The sequence below is a fragment of the Microcystis sp. M179S2 genome, assembly GCF_020245805.1.
Taxonomy (GTDB): domain Bacteria; phylum Cyanobacteriota; class Cyanobacteriia; order Cyanobacteriales; family Microcystaceae; genus Microcystis; species Microcystis aeruginosa.
In genome coordinates, this window is the sequence record NZ_JADBUE010000310.1 from 16,996 (window position 1) to 33,577 (window position 16,582).

14 protein-coding genes are annotated in these 16,582 nt (G+C 42.4%); 4 read left to right on the forward strand and 10 right to left on the reverse strand.

The window, feature by feature from the left end; translation table 11 throughout:
• Positions 1-56: 56 nt before the first annotated feature.
• A complete protein-coding gene (locus IM500_RS19435; RefSeq protein WP_287739365.1) occupies positions 57-2,162 on the forward strand; it encodes a pentapeptide repeat-containing protein in 2,106 nt (701 codons plus the stop codon).
• 123 nt (positions 2,163-2,285) lie between these two features.
• Here the strand turns inward: IM500_RS19435 and IM500_RS19440 are convergent, their stop codons facing one another.
• The 5 genes from IM500_RS19440 to IM500_RS24595 form a co-directional block, all read right to left on the reverse strand.
• Positions 2,286-3,152 carry a transglutaminase family protein gene (locus IM500_RS19440; RefSeq protein WP_287739367.1) on the reverse strand — a complete coding sequence of 289 codons (867 nt, stop codon included), beginning with the start codon at positions 3,150-3,152 and terminating at the stop codon, positions 2,286-2,288.
• Positions 3,152-4,153, reverse strand: coding sequence for an alpha-E domain-containing protein (locus IM500_RS19445; RefSeq protein ID WP_079208838.1), 1,002 nt, complete (start codon positions 4,151-4,153; stop codon positions 3,152-3,154). The genes IM500_RS19440 and IM500_RS19445 overlap by 1 nt, the downstream gene beginning before the upstream one ends.
• 114 nt (positions 4,154-4,267) lie before the next feature.
• Positions 4,268-5,704: a circularly permuted type 2 ATP-grasp protein gene (locus IM500_RS19450; RefSeq protein WP_147070266.1), complete on the reverse strand. Its 1,437-nt coding sequence runs from the start codon at positions 5,702-5,704 to the stop codon at positions 4,268-4,270.
• A 41-nt stretch (positions 5,705-5,745) separates the two neighbouring features.
• On the reverse strand, positions 5,746-6,981 hold the full coding sequence (locus tag IM500_RS19455) for an RNA-guided endonuclease InsQ/TnpB family protein (RefSeq protein ID WP_353737924.1): 1,236 nt from the start codon (positions 6,979-6,981) through the stop codon (positions 5,746-5,748).
• A complete protein-coding gene (locus IM500_RS24595) occupies positions 6,911-7,390 on the reverse strand; it encodes an IS607 family transposase (RefSeq protein ID WP_353737925.1) in 480 nt (159 codons plus the stop codon). Before IM500_RS24595 ends, IM500_RS19455 begins: the two co-directional genes overlap by 71 nt.
• Before the next feature lie 282 nt (positions 7,391-7,672).
• On the opposite strand from IM500_RS24595, the gene petB reads away from it, so the two are divergent.
• Positions 7,673-8,341 carry a cytochrome b6 gene (gene petB, locus IM500_RS19460; protein ID WP_002738970.1) on the forward strand — a complete coding sequence of 223 codons (669 nt, stop codon included), beginning with the start codon at positions 7,673-7,675 and terminating at the stop codon, positions 8,339-8,341.
• 51 nt (positions 8,342-8,392) lie between these two features.
• Positions 8,393-8,875 (forward strand): cytochrome b6-f complex subunit IV, encoded by a 483-nt coding sequence (gene petD / locus IM500_RS19465; RefSeq protein WP_002738373.1) that lies wholly within the window; start codon positions 8,393-8,395, stop codon positions 8,873-8,875.
• A gap of 87 nt (positions 8,876-8,962) precedes the next feature.
• Here the strand turns inward: petD and IM500_RS19470 are convergent, their stop codons facing one another.
• The 5 genes from IM500_RS19470 to IM500_RS19490 all read right to left on the reverse strand — a co-directional run bounded on the left by IM500_RS19470 (position 8,963) and on the right by IM500_RS19490 (position 13,803).
• Entirely contained in the window at positions 8,963-9,772 is an 810-nt protein-coding gene (locus IM500_RS19470) for a squalene/phytoene synthase family protein (RefSeq protein ID WP_002798124.1), read from the reverse strand.
• 269 nt (positions 9,773-10,041) lie between these two features.
• Positions 10,042-10,266, reverse strand: coding sequence for a hypothetical protein (locus IM500_RS19475; protein WP_061433346.1), 225 nt, complete (start codon positions 10,264-10,266; stop codon positions 10,042-10,044).
• Positions 10,267-10,392: 126 nt separating this feature from the next.
• Positions 10,393-10,521, reverse strand: coding sequence for a hypothetical protein (locus IM500_RS19480; RefSeq protein WP_260324550.1), 129 nt, complete (start codon positions 10,519-10,521; stop codon positions 10,393-10,395).
• A 331-nt stretch (positions 10,522-10,852) separates the two neighbouring features.
• On the reverse strand, positions 10,853-12,493 hold the full coding sequence (gene hmpF, locus IM500_RS19485) for a pilus motility taxis protein HmpF (protein WP_190722677.1): 1,641 nt from the start codon (positions 12,491-12,493) through the stop codon (positions 10,853-10,855).
• Entirely contained in the window at positions 12,472-13,803 is a 1,332-nt protein-coding gene (locus IM500_RS19490; RefSeq protein WP_287739370.1) for an RNA-guided endonuclease InsQ/TnpB family protein, read from the reverse strand. Before IM500_RS19490 ends, hmpF begins: the two co-directional genes overlap by 22 nt.
• 1,476 nt (positions 13,804-15,279) lie before the next feature.
• Here IM500_RS19490 and IM500_RS19495 point away from each other — a divergent pair.
• Positions 15,280-16,551, forward strand: a complete 1,272-nt coding sequence (locus IM500_RS19495; protein ID WP_190722675.1) for an RNA-guided endonuclease InsQ/TnpB family protein — start codon at positions 15,280-15,282, stop codon at positions 16,549-16,551.
• Positions 16,552-16,582: the final 31 nt, after the last annotated feature.

Consider the following 16,582-nt stretch of genomic DNA (forward strand, 5'->3'; position numbering starts at 1 on the left):
ACCCGCTTTCTGACTTGTAGTAAGATTGAGGGCATAGTATGGCAATTTCGTAGGCGATGAAGGCAGCGGCAGTTATTGAACAGTACAAAAACGGGCGACGGGATTTCCGGGGGGAATCCTTGCGGGGTGGTAACTTTCGCAGTGCGGACTTAGCGGGGGCGGATTTCAGTGGTTGTGATATACGCGGGGCAAATTTTAGTCGGGCGAATTTGACGGGGACGAAGTTTACCTGGGCGAAGGCGGGATTACCGAAGCGGTCGCTGCTGATTTTGCTGGGGTTGGCTTTGGTGTTAATTGTGATTTCGAGTTTTTTCTCCGCCTTCGTCGGTTATATGGTGAGCTTAATTTTTTATTCCAATCCAGAACACCAAGTTACTGGTTGGTTCACCTTAATTTTTCTCATCTCCACTTTCCACATCGCTTGGCGCAAAAATATTTTGACCGTAGCAGGAGCCTTCGCCTCAGTCGGAGTCTTCGCCTCAGTCGGAGTCTTCCTCGGAGTCAAAGTCGGAATTGTAGCCGTAGGCTTAGCCGGAGTCGGAGCCGAAACCGGAGCCCTAGCCGTAGCCGTAGTCGTAGCCCTAGCCGTAGCCTTCGCCTTCGCCGGAGCCGGAGCCGGAGCCCTAGCCGGAGCCGTAGCCGGAGCCGTAGCCGGAGCCCTAGCCCTAGCCCTAGCCGGAGCCGGAGCCCTAGCCGGAGCCCTAGCCGGAGCCCTAGCCCTAGCCGGAGCCGTAGCCGGAGCCCTAGCCGAAGCCGTAGTCGTAGCCGTAGCCTTGACATTATTTTTCTGTTGGCTCGGTTGGCTGACCCTTAAACAAGAACACCGCGATCCTTGGTTGCGTAAAATTGTGATAGCCTTTGCTGCTATTGGTGGCACATCCTTTTTTCAAGCCAATTTAACCGCAACAGATTTTACAGGAGCCACCTTAAAAAGTACCAATTTTAATCAGGCAATCTTGAATAAAACAATTTTTAAACAAGCAATTAAATTGGAATTAGCCCGCCCTGGCCATACCTTATTAGCCAATCCCCAGGTTAGAGAATTTCTGATTGATTCCCGCACCGGAAGCGGAAAAGACTTTGCCCAAGCCAATTTACGGGCGGCATACCTGGAGGGGGCAAACCTGCAAGCTGCCAACTTGCGCCTAGCGAATATCAGTGAAGCCAGCTTGCAATACGCCAACCTTGCGGGGGCAAACCTCAGCGAAGTCAACGCCGTCAATGCCGATTTGCGCCATGCTACTCTGACGGGTGCTTGCGTGGAAAATTGGAATATTGATGCCACCACCCAACTGGATGAGGTGGACTGCCAGTACATTTATCTGCTTAATGGGCAAAAAGAGCGCCGCCCCAGTAGTGGCGAATTTCAACCCGGCGAATTTACCAAATTATTTGCCGAAATGTTCGACACCGTTGACCTGATTTTCCGCAATGGGGTAGATTGGAAAGCCTTCATTGCTGCCTTAAAAATAGTACAAGTGCAGAATGAAGATACGCCGCTTCAGGTGCAGAGCATTGCCAATAAAGGAGATGGCGTGATAGTGGTAAAAGTCCATGTACCGCCCGATACTGATAAAGAGAAAATTCATCAAGAATTTAACCAAAATTATCAACTACAACTCGCAGCCATCGAAGCCCAATATAAGGCACAACTCACCGCCAAAGAGACGGAAATTGCCATCTATCGCCAACAAAGTGTTGATATGATGGAAATTACCAAAACCCTCGCCAACCGTCCCATCCATGTAGAGGCAAAAGCCATGAGCCACAGTAACGACAGTTCCCCAAATATTACCATCCGCGATATTAATAATTCTGCCGTCAATTTCGGCGAAATCATCGGCGATGTAACCAATACCATTAACCAAATTGCAGCCGATGCTTCCCCAGAAAATGCCCAACTTAAAGCCTTACTGCAAGAACTAACCCAGGCGATTGAAATTGACAGCCATTTAGATGAAGAGGAAAAAGCCGAAGCCGCCAATCAAGTGAAAAAGATTGCCCAAGCTAGTCAAAATCCTGATGATGCCGGACTGCAAAAGAAAGCCCAACGAGCAGTTAATTTGCTCGAAACAACTGCTAAAGCTTTGGAACCTGCCAGCAAACTTGCCCAAGCCTGTCAAACAGCCTTACCGATAATTTTGAAAACATTAGGCTTCTGATAGGTTTGTAGTTGCGCTTTAGCGCAGTTCTAGTTAGGGCTATAGCATCGACTTGTCGCACTTTTTTTTAGTCCAAACTTGCGCCATTTCTAACATATTAGTAACTCCAATAAAGAATCATCCTCAAGATAACAAATCGATGGCAATTGTCGATGATAGCTGAGATTCTATCACTTGATGACCGAGATTAACCGGTCGAGCATTTCCCTCTACCGGCGCGCAATAACGGGGAATTGGGCTAGAAACGAGGCTTATATGACGGTCACTCACCGCTAATCCATGGCTAGGATCATAGCCTTTCCAGCCGCCCCCCGGCAAATACACCTCTACCCAAGCGTGTAAATGTCTTTCTTCTTGGTCTAAATCTCCTTCTTGATAGCCACTGACAAAACGGGAAGCCAATCCCACACAGCGACACACATCCATAAATAAAACCACAAAATCGCGACAGGAACCCTGCTTATTTTTCCAAGTGTTTCCGGGTAGATAGGGTTCCCCGGTAAGACGAATAATTTGCTGACAATTGCGGTAAATTTTGTCATTAAGATTAAACAGGAAAGATAGCACCTGTCCCTCAGTTTCCTGCATAATTTCTTGGGCTAATGCTGCCATATCAGGGTCATTAGCTAACCCATAAAATTGTCTGTAGGGTTGTAATTGGCTGTGGAGGGAAATGGGATAATCAAAGGGTAAACAGGTCGCCCAAGGTTCCAACAAATACTGAAAAGGATTAACCCCATGGGTTTCCACTTCACTGACCACATCAATCAATAATTCTTCCGTCGGTTGATTAAACCAAATTTGTAAACAAGAATTGCCATCGAGGTCGATAATATTAGTTATCGTTAAAGGTTCCGGGTTAATTTTGAGTGTGAACTCTCGCAAAGTTTGCCCACCATCGGATTTTGGCCGCAAGCGCAGCAGATGGGGTGATAAAATCACGGGTTGATTATAGAAATAGTTAGTTTGATGCCGAATGTGATAACGCATTAAGTTGTTAATTGGGATTGATATTGAAAGTTATTTACTGGCAGAGGTGAGGCAAGTTCAGGATTAAAAACGAAGAAAGTTTCTGTCATTTTTATTCCCACATCATTAACTCTTTTTTGAATATGGTCGAGGAATTCATGCAATCCCATTTCAATAATATCCTCGATAGTTAGATAGCTCATTTCCGCACAAAGTCGCCCTAAACTTCTTTCTACCGAATTCCCCCAAGTTCCTACAGGAGTCCCTGTAACTTGATGCAAACAGTGGTCTAATTCCCGCAGACAAAAGTGAATTGAACGAGGAAATTCTCGATTAAGAATTAAAAATTCGGCCACGTCACTAGGAGTAATCCGTCGTTGACATTTACGATACATTTCGTAGGCACTCACCGACCGCAGTAAAGCAATCCATTGAATTTGGTCTAGAGAAGTTCCTACCCATTGAGCGGAAGGTAAGAGATAATAGTATTTAACATCAAGAATTCTGGCGGTTTTATCGGCGCGTTCCTGTAATCTTCCCATAACGCCAAAATGCCAACCTTCATTATGAGTCATCGTTGCATCCATCACCCCTGCAAAACGGTGACTAGCCAATTTAACTTGGGTAAAAAAGTTCGGTAAAGTAGTTTGAGGATGGTAAGAGGAAGCATCTTTTACCATCAAGAAAAAACCATTAACCTGTTCCCACATTTCCGAAGAAATAATCTCGCGAACTGACCGAGCATTTTCTCGCGCCCAGCGCAAACAAGAGATAATTGAACTACTATATTCCGTGTCAAATGTCAAGAAATTGATCACATTTTCTGCGGTGGCTGTGCCGTAACGTTTCTTGAATTGTTCTAAATCTCCCGTAGTTAAAACCAAAGGTTCCCACTGTTGCAAAACACTGGTAGGTACATCTAACATTAAATTAAGGTTAACATCCATAAACCGGGCGACATTTTCTGCCCGTTCAATATAGCGATTTAACCAATAAATTGAATCGGCAACTCTACTAAGCATAATTAACCAGGAAAAAGTGAAAAGGTTAGGGTGGATTGGGCGAAAATAATTTATGCACTCGACTCATGATTTAATTTTGGCCGTAACCCAGCAAAATTTTGATTATTGTCTTGATTACTTGGTTAAAACCCAAGTGTCTTTACTGCCACCACCTTGAGAAGAATTAACCACTAAAGAACCCTTTTTCAAAGCCACGCGAGTTAACCCACCGGGATGCACATAAATTTCATCACCCCGATGGAGAATATAGGGACGTAAATCCACATGACGACCTTCAACTTCCGTGTCAATTAAAGTGGGAACCCTAGAAAGACTTAACACTGGTTGAGCGATATAATTGCGAGGATTAGCGGCAATGCGTGGGGCGAATTCTGCCCTTTGTTCGGGGGTAGCTTGAGAACCAACTAACATCCCATAACCTCCCGACTCATTAGCGGCTTTCACAACTAACTTATCGAGATTATTTAAGACATAATCTAAGTCCTTTTCTCGCCAACAAAGATAGGTAGGAACGTTATTTAAAATCGCTTCTTCTCCCAGATAATAACGAATCATATCGGGGACAAAAGCATAAATAACCTTATCATCGGCGACTCCCGTACCAGGAGCATTAGCTAAAGCGACGCGACCTTCCTGGAAAACTTTTAATAACCCGGGTACACCTAACATCGAATCGGGACGAAAAACCGCCGGATCTAAAAAGTCATCATCGAGGCGACGATATACCACATCTACCCGTCTTAATCCCTTGGTGGTTTTCATTTGTAGATAACCATCAAAGACGACTAAATCACGCCCTTCCACTAATTCTACCCCCATTTGTTGGGCAATAAAAGAATGTTCAAAGTAGGCAGAATTATAGGTTCCGGGGGTTAAAACCACCACGGTGGGATTAGGTAATTGGGGTGGGGCTAAATTGAGGAGAGTTTCCAACAGATGGGAAGGATAATCATCCACCGGTTTAACATTCATTGTCTGGAAAATATCGGGGAAAGTGCTTTTCATTACCCGACGATTTTCGAGGACATAGGAAATACCGGAAGGAACCCGCAAATTATCCTCTAAAACGTACCATTGACCATCTTTATCGCGGACTAAATCGGTTCCCGTGATGTGACACCAGATACCTCCGGCGGGTTTCAGTCCCACACAGGGTTTCAGAAATCCCGTCGCCGAGGCGATTAATTCGGAGGGAATAATGCCATCTTTAATGATTAACTGGTCATTATAGATATCGGAGAGAAAAAGATTGAGGGCTTTGATGCGTTGTTTCAGGCCTCTTTCTAAATAATCCCAGTCCTCAGCCGCGACAATTCGGGGAATAATATCAAAAGGAAAGATTTTTTCCACCCCTTGATTGTCACTATAGACATTGAAAGTCACCCCCAATTCAAACAGGGCCGACTGAGCGGTTTCCCGGTGTTGTTGAAGTTCTCGGGGTGGCAGATTCTGCAACCATTTGATTAAAGGGGACGAGTGGGGACGAGGTTGACCATCATCTAAGAATAGTTCGTCGTAGAAGCCTTCGGGATCGTAGGTATTTAATAGCACGCTGACCTCATTCCATACCGATACTTTTTTGCTAACATACATTAACAATGCACTCTAAGAGAGTCTCTTAAAGAGGGGGTATCTCCCAAAGCACGAAGAAAAATTCCTCGTGCGCCATTAATATCTCTATCCATCGTCTTGCCATCAATCTTGGATTTAATGACTTTTTTTCCACCTAAGTTATGTATTAATTCACCAGTCCAGCTAACTGTTTTCGACGTATAGGCTTCACAGCAGTCTATTACTAATTTACCCATCTCAAAAGCCTTATGCTTGAGAAATTGCTTAAATCGGTAATGAGACCAGTTAAGCATCTGTCTAACAGATTTTGAGCGAATCTTCCTGCTATTTTTTAGAACCATTTCTGACACTTCAAAAGTAGGCAAAAGAATCACATCAAAGTTATCAACTAGGAATCTAGCAACTTGATGATGAAGTTCATCTACTAAATTCCTGATTTTATTTCTTAGTCGATTAGCTGCTTTTCGATAACGGTTTCTGGTTTTAGCATTAACTTTGGTAGAACGAGAAATTAAATCATCAAGGTGATAGAATAATCGTTGGATTTTACCTATATCCTGACTCCCGATTGAGCCAAAACTATTAGGCGAGAATAGTGCCAGAAAATCTCTAACACCGGGGTCTAGGGCGACAATGCGTCCTTGGTTATCGGATTCGCATCGTTGCACCTCATGGGGAATAGCTAAATAGTATTGTCCATTTCTGGATACTAATCGGCTATCCCCAAAATTGTCGGGCAGTGATTCGGTGAAGCGTATTTGCCCTAATTTTGTGTGATATATTCCTTTTTCTGAAATGGCTGACTTAGGAATATAACATGATTGCTGTTTATCTTTACGGGAACGGAATTTTATTTTCTGGATTTCCCCAGTTTTTTGATATTTTCTTTGAGCATTTTTAACGGCTTCACAAGCGTCTTTGACTGCTATTGATTTAATCTGGTAGGGGACTTCTTTAGCCCATTCTGGTAAATCATTAATGATTCCGGTCTTGATAGCCTTCCAATTAGCTTTTCTATCTGGTTCCTGTAGATATTTAATGGTTTGGTTGAAGACAAACCGAGATACTCCCCACCAGTGTTTCATCAGTTTCTTCTGTTCTGTTGTTGGATAAATCCGCACTTTCTTTGATTTTTTGAGCGTACTTCCTGAGTCCGGACATTCGGCAAGAGAAGATGTGAAGTATTTATAACAAGTCTGCTGTAAGTTCTGATTCGGGACTGTGAACAGTTTGGTCGAGAACCAAGATTTTGCCACCGTTTTGTTCGACCATGTACTGTATAAGCTCGAATCTAAATCGGCATAATCTGTCCAGTGTGGACATAACAATTGTGAGTTTATTTCCCCACAATAATCTGTCCAGTATGGCTCTAAGTCCTTTTCTTTGGAAGTTAAGCCCACTACCGATGTCTTTGATGATTTCTGCCTCTGGATAGAATCCGCGCATAAAGCTGACTTGTCTCTCAAGGTCATCTCGTTGCTTGATTGAACTGACTCGGCAGTAGCAAACAAGGGAAGCTCTAGCTGCACCATTGACGTAAGACTGGACATCGTACAATCGTTGCCCTGCTTCGTTTTTGATACTTTTGATTTTCCCTTCATCGGCATATTCTCTTAATGTATTGGGATCTAATCCCCATAGCTCAACGGCTTTTCTTAGGGTCACAAACGTTCGCCTAAATAGTGGCGTATGTAGGTCAATGTGAGCAAATCAGTAACTAGCTGTCAACCTTACCTATTCCCAGTGTCGGACAATTGGCCCGATTTTTTGTAGTCTAGGAGACATTTTAAGGGAAATTTTAGGAAGTTACGTTTTTCGGGTCTAGCGATCGCCAATTGATCCCCACCGGTGGAGAAACCTGACCGGAGCGAGAATTAGACCTGAAAACTGTGTTACATTTTTTAAAGGTCACACATTAAATCTTTCATTTTTCTTACTGGTTACGCGATGTTTACCAAACAAGTAACGGATTCCAAAGCCTATCAATGGTTTGAGGAACGCTTAGAAATTCAAGGGATCGCTGATGATATCAGCACCAAATACGTTCCCCCTCACGTCAATATCTTCTACTGTCTGGGTGGCATCACCCTTGTGTGCTTCGTGATCCAGTTTGCCACTGGTTTCGCCATGACCTTCTACTACAAACCCACCGTAGCAGAGGCCCTCTCCTCCGTACAGTACATCATGAACGAAGTTAACTTTGGTTGGCTAATTCGTTCTATCCATCGCTGGTCTGCCAGTATGATGGTGTTAATGATGATCCTGCACGTTTTCCGCGTCTATCTGACCGGTGGCTTCAAAAAACCTCGCGAATTAACCTGGGTAACTGGGGTTGTCCTGGCCGTAATCACCGTTAGCTTCGGTGTCACCGGTTACTCCTTACCCTGGGATCAGGTGGGTTACTGGGCGGTTAAAATTGTTTCCGGTGTACCTGCTGCTATTCCCGTCGTCGGTGATCAACTCGTCACCCTGATGCGCGGTAGCGAAAGCGTCGGTCAAGCAACTTTAACCCGTTTCTACAGCTTACATACTTTTGTACTGCCCTGGTCGATCGCGGTCTTCATGTTGCTACATTTCTTGATGATCCGTAAACAAGGCATTTCTGGGCCTCTATAATTCAGAAAAGTATCTCTGTCGATCCGAAATCATTTTTAGGAGACATTATCCATGTCCACATTAAAAAAGCCCGATCTCAGCGATCCCGCTCTGCGCGCTAAGTTGGCTAAAGGGATGGGTCACAACTACTACGGTGAACCCGCTTGGCCTAACGATCTGCTCTATGTCTTCCCGGTGGTTATCTTTGGTACGATCGGACTCTGCACCGGTTTAGCGATTATGGATCCCACCATGATCGGTGAACCTGCCGATCCTTTCGCTACTCCCCTAGAAATTCTGCCAGAGTGGTATCTTTATCCCGTTTTCCAAATTCTCCGTATTCTTCCTAACAAACTCTTAGGTATCGCTTGCATGGCCGGCGTTCCCCTAGGCTTGATGTTAGTTCCCTTTATTGAAAGCGTCAATAAATTCCAAAATCCTTTCCGTCGTCCCGTCGCTACCGCTATCTTCCTATTTGGTACTGTGGTCACGATTTGGTTAGGTATTGGTGCCACTTTCCCCATCGATATATCTTTAACTCTCGGTTTGTTCTAAGTTACTGAACACCACCGGTTTGTTGCCCACGCTTGTGATTCCTGACTTTGGAAGAGCGATCGTGGGCAATTTTAATTTTGATTTCTTCTAACGGGTAATTTGTTGTACCAAAGCGATGACATCGCTGCGGCTGAGTTTTTCCTTACCTAAAGCTAGGACTTCGAGAGTGCCATGGGCTAAAGCGAGGGGAATCTTACAAAAATCAAGTGCCGGCCCATTAGGCAGCGATTGAGTGTAATAATCGGCTAATTTCAGATTACGACGGGCATAATTATGAATATCACTAATTGTCCAACCCTGGGGCAGAAAACTTACCCCCCGGCGCAGATCCTCGCCATGGTTGCGGGCAATATTAACCGCTTGTAAACCCCGACCAAAACCGATGGCATAACTGCGATTAGTTTGAGTGCCGTCGTACCAATTCCAGAGGTCAGACAGCAATAAACCCACCGCACCGGCCACACTAAAGGTATATTGATCTAATTCTATTTCTGTGCGAATATCCCAGTTATTCCCAGCCCAGTAGGCCATGCGATCGGCCATGGCCGCCGTGGCATCCCAGACCCGGGGGGCGATCGAATCCGGTGCTAACAGGGCCCATTCGCCAATTCTCAGGGTTACTTCCGGCAAAATCTCCCGATGGACTAAGCCAAAAGCAAAGTCCTCTTTGGTGGAATTTTCAGTACCTGCTTGTAAGTTCAGGCTAATTTGTCTTAATATCTGCGATTTACTGAAGTTATCTAGGTCGGGATGGTCTTCTACTTCATCGATCGCCCTCATACAGAGATAAGCTGAGGCTACTGCCTCGAGCAGGCGATCCGGTAAACGACTTATGGGAATATAAAAAGTTCGACTCGTTTCTTGCAGAATCGTTAAAGCATTATCGCGCAAATTCATTCAGTCCTCTCCTCACGCCAACTTAGGTAACTACGAGTTAAACCAATCCGATAGATCGGTTTAGGTGATTCCGATGTTCCTAAGACAAAGTTGCTGTCTATTGTAGTATTATTATTCAAAATTTCGAGATTATTCTCGAAAAAATCAACCTTTAGGGTCTTCTTGACAATTTTTCTTTCTGGGATAGCTGAAGGACAATTACGGGAATTTTTCGAGATTACGGGCTTAAAAAGTAGTTTTTGCCCGTTTTTAAGCAGTATTTTGCGGCTTCATGGCAAGGATTGAAAGGAGATCACTTGTAAAACCGGTCCGATCATGGCCAGAGTCATCACATCTGAGCGAATTTGACCTATAACTGTCACTTTTGCCTTTTTTTGGGTTAATTCGGCAGGCGGTTCCATTAATTCGTAGGTTTGACCGTTATCAGCAATTAATGCCCAAGTTCCCGTGCCTATTTCGATTCTTTTTACCTGACCGGTTACACTAATATTCATGCTTTAATTTCGCTCATCGAGGCGATCGCAATTGCTGCCACCGTTACAAGCATTTTATCGATATCTTTCCTCGGCATTGATTGTCAATTGTGCCGGACTTTAACCTCATAAATCAGTTTTTTTTATCTAAAAAGCGATTGCCACTTCCGCCACCACCGCTAAGAGGGATGCCACAGCCGCTAAAATTATTATTTCTCGATCGGATTGTCTCATAACTATCTGAGTATAAATTACTAATCTTAGTCTATACCACATCTAACCTAGAGTTAAATTGATCTATAGCGGTTCTCACACCTGTGTGGCACAGCTAAACCTTTGCTGATTAAGCTTTTCAACATCGATAATGTACCTCTTGCAAACAGGAAACGCTATAAATTATTTTATCCATAGATAAAAAGCTATAAAAGTTATCGGAAAAATCGGGTCTAAAACCTCGCCTTAAGGCGAAAAGTTGGTGGAGCGGGGCATAAATCCCCGTTACAAAAACGGCCTGCTGCCCCCTGCCTCCGTTAACGGCAAAAACGGCGAAATCTATGTCCAGATTGCCCTGTATTATTTGTTCAGGAAGCCCTAACACTAATTAAGCCTAACTGTTAATAGCGTAATGATAGGCACTACCATTAGATTCCATAGGCATCAACCACTGGGAAATAGTTTCTAGTTTTTGACGGATTTGATCGAGTTGATCCTGCACGGGTTGCAGGAAAGTTTCGTACTGTTGTACCTGAGTTTTTAAACGCACTAATACCAGATTAGCATCGCGCCATTGTCGCTCCTGTTCTTCAAATTCACGAGTTTTTTGCTCTAAATCCGACCATTGACCGTCAATACTATCGCTGCTTTTTTGTAAATCCTCTTGTAGTCCCTTGATTTCTGCTGCTAAACGTTGACTTTCTTGGAGATTATTTTGATAACTATCCTCCAAGAAAATTAACAATGGTTCAAAGCTACATTTTTGGGCATCTTCTGGGGATAAAATCCCCTGTCTCCGTTGCAGAATTTTCAGATGTTGAGAGCGAATAGCTTGCCTTTCCTGGAGATTACGTCTTTGTCCGACCAAAGTTGCCGCCAGCATTCCTTTTTTTTCCTGTTCCTCGGCTAATTCGGATTCTAAATTAGCTCGCTCGGATTCATCTATTGTGGCCATTCTTGCTTCTAATTCTTCCACGGTTTGGCATTGGAGAGTTAATTCTTCCTCTTCGTCGTTGACAAAAATTTCCCAGCGCTTGAGGTCTGTTTGTAAGTTCTTAACTAAGCTCTCCAATTCTTCTAAAGGCATTTTTTCAAGAGCTTCTAGATCGATTTTACCATCAAAATCTAGTTCTTCTCCTTGCAGGAGACGAAGGAGCATTTGTCGAGTAGAATCAGTGGTTTGTAGGGTGAGGTTAAGGCGCTCGAATAATTCCTGTTTTTGACTCAGAACAGTTTCTTGTATTTGTAACTGTATTTTAGCCGTTTCCAAAGCATTGCGACTCGTCTCTAATTCCCTAGCTCTTTGTTCGAGATAATCGAGCATTTCATCGTTGGTGACCTGACGATTTTCCACAGCTTTTTTCTGCTCCTCTAAACTCTGCCAACAACTATTTAAAATTGTCTGTTGTTCCTGCACAGATTCAAGAGTGGAATGGATAATTTGTGAGGGAGAATTGCCCCGATCATGATTATTAGCTAAACGCTCCGCTAGAGAGCGAATAAATTGTTGTTTTTCTGGGGAAAGATTGGGGTAGGAGTTACAATTTATTTGTCCTTCTTCCAGGTGTCGCTGTTGATCGTTTAATTGTTGTTTTAGGGTTTCCAGTTCTTGTCTTTTGCGCTCTAAATACTCGAATTCTGCCTCTATTTGTTCAATTTGCTCGATTCTTGTCTCCATTTCCATTTTCTGGCGGTTGAGAATCTCGCTTTGATAGGTGAGGGATTGTTTCCACTGCTCGATTTTCTCTTGATCTTTCTTGCTGCGCTCCATCAAACGGGAAATCTTTTGCAGTTGCCGCACCATCTCCGCTCCCGCTAATTCCGGGTTTCCTTGCAGTTGACGATTATTGCTCAAATTTACCAAGAGAAGCGCACCTTCACCCAGGGAGTTAGTTTCGTCGTAGGTTAAGATATCTTCCCCCGGTATGGCACTCCACGTCTGATCATTATGCTGACAGGCCAATAGTTTCAATTCGGTTTTGTAACCACCGATAAAACCTCTAGTCTGTTTTTTTACTTCTGCAAGGTATAGCACGAGTAGTTGTCCTCCATAATAAAAGTTTTTTTGACTTCTCCGACCCATAAATGACGGAGGATTCTCAGCGGACTTCGCGTCTTTTTAGCTGACCAGCACTTGAATTTCTGAGGACGAGTCAAAACGCCCCTAGACACTCGACTTAAATCAAAATTAAGTGTTGTGCTTACTTTCCGAATTATGTTAGCTGCCCCATTAGCATCAGCATTAATATACTGATTTTGAGCAGTCCGATACAATCCTCTTTTTGTTCTCTTTCCTGATGGTTCCCACCCTTCGGGTTTTTCAACAAATTTAGGTAGCGAGTCATTGTCTAAGAATGAAGCTTTTGAGGTATAACTTTCTTCTGTTTCAATAAACTTAATCCCACACTGTTCACACAATTGTCTAATGCGTTCTTTGAGTTTTGCTGTCGGAATTGAAACAAAAGATTGATGGTTCTTTTTGCCTAAATTACCTTCCCTCTTTTGGTCTTTGTTCCTTTGATGCTCAAGACAGTGATTAATAACAAGTCTAGCTGCTTTATTAACAGCATCTCTTATTTGTCGATTACGCTTTTCTGTGATTTTAGCGAGTTGAGTTGACCAAAATCCTTGAGGTTTTCCTTCTTTGAGAGTAGCTACCTGTTTGTTGTACCAACGATTAACAGACTTAAGATGCCTTCCATCAATTACAAAGCTAGTACCAAGACTAGAAACTCCTGTTAGCCAATTGTTTAAACCTGGCTCTAAACCTAGCACATTATCGGGATTGACCTCAATCTCGACTGGTTTACTCCCATAAACAAACTCAACATAAAAACAATGATTTCTGGGCAGTATTCTTAATTCCTTAATTTCTTGAAACCTCAAATTGGAGGTCATTGGCAAATAGAAGCTATCAAGTCCAAACCATTGCTTAACAGTTTTTCCTAAAGGGATTCTAATTTGATTATCAACCCATTTTAGGGCTTGCTGGGGATAAGTGACAAGGAACAGACCTTCTTTTTTTATGTATTTAGGTAGATGAGGCTCATCTGTTAACTCTCCCTTTCTATATTTCTGGTTTAGCTCTTTAAATGATTTAAATGACTCAGCAACACTTCTAAGTATTTGCTGTGCTGCCTGAGAGGATAAAACTTGATAGTGTTTGTTGTTTTTATACTCTTTCTCTAAATCAAATTTGCCAATAATTTTCTGGGTTTTGAAATAAAGTTGACGGGCATAATAAATTCCACAGTTAGTCAGCTTATGAGACTCAGCACAAATGAACTCAAGGATAGCCTTTAAATGTTTATCCATGCTCATTAGATTTTGCTGGCATCTATACATCGTATTTTTACCTCCTGATGTTATACTAACATAAATGCACTAAGCTGTTCATAATTTAAATTGCTTGTTGAGACGAGGCAAGAGGCAACACCCCCCCCGATGTCGGGGGAGTTGGGGGGTTGGGGGGGAGATTCGGCTAATCTAAGAATAAGCGGTTTAAATACGTCTTAGCTTCATTATATATGTATGAAGACTAAATCATTAACAATTCGTTTTGACCGCAGAAGAAATAAGCTATATTGATATGCTGCCCAGAAAGACAAAACCATAACAGCACTCATCGAAGACTGGATTGATAGTCTAAAATTAGAGGAAAAGGATACGACGGGTTAAAACCCGTCGATTCGCATTTCATCCATTGCTTAAAAAGAGAATGGCTTTCATGCTCCCGTGTTATTTCGGTAATCGGTTTTAGGGAGAGTTGGCGATCGAGGCTAGGAGCGGCCCGTCTATGGTTTCAGTGTAACCATCCGATCCCAAAAATTTTTTAATTTCTATCATTCGAGTTTTTCTTTTTGATTCATACATTTGTTCTCAATTTTCCCTCTTCCCCACTGGAAAATTTTTGGAGATTTTTCAGCGCAAATGTACTGTCCTAGTCTGAAAAAATTCGGCAGTCAATCTCATAAATCGGCTCGTGTTTTCTGACCCTTTTTACCTCTGGCTGCTGTGAATAAGCTGACTACACATCTAAATTATCGGTTAAGACGGCATGAGAGCTACAAGCAAAGATAGGGAGCTAGAACTTTTGTACTAAAAATCCCTAGGGCTGGTTTAAATTCAGTAAAGCTTACTGAAAAATATGTTACATAATTAGCTTATCAGATTTATTATTAGTGACAAGAGGAGGTAATACTAAATCCTGTTTAAAAGGTATAGGAGAGTGGGGTGTGGGGAGAAGCGAGCGCTAGAGCTGCGGAGTGGGGAGTAGGGAGAAACAATTGATAACTTGAGAGTTAATCACACTATTAAAAACGGATTTGGTGTAAGAGAGCGTTTCTCATCAAGAGGAAGTATGACAGCATTTGGCATCATCCCCAGACGACCAGCTACTGCTCCAGCCTTTCCCAGTTCCGGCCTTGCCCAAAACCCGAGACTTTGTACCTCACAAGTAAGATAAATGCTTCTCCTAGACTAAAAGAAATAGGGTCTATTGGGGGAGATTCCGAGAAATTATGGAAGGAAGCTGCAATGAGATCGAGATTCGCAGTATTTTACTGAGGAATTTCAACTAAAAGCCTAAAATCCTAAACCCCAACACCCTAAAACCTCACACCCAACCCCCAAACCCGAAAAAAAATCTCTTGGCCGGTGGTTTTTAACGGTGGAATTGGGAACGATAGAGATGAAACCCGAAAGGGTTAACTACAGAAACCTAAAACTTTTTAAAGTTACTCATTTCTGTAGCTAGATAACTAAAATAAGTAGCTTTTGCTACCGATAGATTTTAAGAACGTTATCAGGTATAATCAAGACATGAAGCTAGTTGAACGCCATATCATCACCAAATCCCCTCCTTGCTGGTCAGAAATTGACCATTATGCCTTCTTGTCAAAAAATCTGTTCAATCTAGCTAATTATCATTATCGCCAATATTTCTTTGAAAACTCCCAAAAACTGAGTTTTAATCAACTCTATCATCTGGTATCTAAAACCTCAGATTATTTAGCTTTACCCACGAAACCGAAGCACGCAGATAATCAGAAAATTGGAGCAGCTTGGGTTAGTTATTTTGCTGCTTTTAAAGCTTGGAAAAAACAGCCTGAAAAGTTTTTAGGAAAACCCAAAATTATTAAGTATAAGGACAAAACCAAAGGAAGAAACCTGCTAATATATTCTCAGGAATCAATTTATAAAAAACCTTTAAAAGAAGACCCCCCCAACCCCCCCGACGTCGGGGGGGCAAGGGGGGGGTGTCACTTGTCTATGAGCGACTTAAAAATTCCCACATCCAAGAGAGAAATAATTGCAGTGAGAATTGTCCCCAAAAGTAGCTGTTATGTCATTGAAATAGTATGTGAAAGACGGTCGGAAACCACAGATAAACAACAGATAGCTGGGGTAGATTTAGGAGTTAATAACTTAATGGCTGTAACTACAAATAAAACAGGTGTAGCACCTCTTTTGATCAATGGCAGACCGTTAAAAGCAATTAACACCTTCTACAACAAACAACGGTCAAAACAACAAGCTCAATTAAAAACTCGAAATAATCAATCCTTATCTAAAGGCTTGATACTCCTGACTCATAAGCGAAACTGTCGAGGAGAAAATTACCTACATACAGCCAGCAAAAGAGTAATAGATTGGTGTATTTTTCATCAAATAGGGACGTTAATAATTGGGCATAATGAGCGGATGAAACAATCTCTTAATCTAGGAAAAAGGAATAATCAACAATTTGTCAATATTCCCCATTATAGATTAATAGAAATGTTAACCTATAAAGCTCAATTAAAAGGGATAAAAGTCATAATAACTGAAGAATCCTCTACCTCACAATCCAGTGCTTTAGATAGGGATGAGTTAACTAAATATGGTGAAGAAAAACCATTATTTAAGGGAAAAAGGTTAGCTAGGGGACTTGATAAAATGGAAACAAATCAGTTGTTAAATGCCGATGTCAATGGGGCATTTAACATCATTAGAAAAGTAATTCCTGATGTCATTGACCAGGGAATAAAGGGTTTGCCGTTTAATCCTGTAGTGCTTGACCCACTACGAATGACTAAGCTTTCAGGCTTTTAAGTAAGTTTGAGTAAGTTTAGTTGAGCGGTGA

What these genes read in the sequence shown, in the direction of transcription:
- IM500_RS19470 (WP_002798124.1), bottom strand. Translation starts at nt 9,772, where the DNA reads ATGAATTTGCGCGATAATGCTTTAACGATTCTGCAAGAAACGAGTCGA.
- IM500_RS19435 (WP_287739365.1), top strand. Translation starts at nt 57, where the DNA reads ATGAAGGCAGCGGCAGTTATTGAACAGTACAAAAACGGGCGACGGGAT.
- IM500_RS19490 (WP_287739370.1), bottom strand. Translation starts at nt 13,803, where the DNA reads ATGTATAGATGCCAGCAAAATCTAATGAGCATGGATAAACATTTAAAG.
- IM500_RS19445 (WP_079208838.1), bottom strand. Translation starts at nt 4,153, where the DNA reads ATGCTTAGTAGAGTTGCCGATTCAATTTATTGGTTAAATCGCTATATT.
- petD (WP_002738373.1), top strand. Translation starts at nt 8,393, where the DNA reads ATGTCCACATTAAAAAAGCCCGATCTCAGCGATCCCGCTCTGCGCGCT.
- IM500_RS19495 (WP_190722675.1), top strand. Translation starts at nt 15,280, where the DNA reads ATGAAGCTAGTTGAACGCCATATCATCACCAAATCCCCTCCTTGCTGG.
- IM500_RS19480 (WP_260324550.1), bottom strand. Translation starts at nt 10,521, where the DNA reads ATGTGGTATAGACTAAGATTAGTAATTTATACTCAGATAGTTATGAGA.
- IM500_RS19475 (WP_061433346.1), bottom strand. Translation starts at nt 10,266, where the DNA reads ATGAATATTAGTGTAACCGGTCAGGTAAAAAGAATCGAAATAGGCACG.
- petB (WP_002738970.1), top strand. Translation starts at nt 7,673, where the DNA reads ATGTTTACCAAACAAGTAACGGATTCCAAAGCCTATCAATGGTTTGAG.
- IM500_RS19440 (WP_287739367.1), bottom strand. Translation starts at nt 3,152, where the DNA reads ATGCGTTATCACATTCGGCATCAAACTAACTATTTCTATAATCAACCC.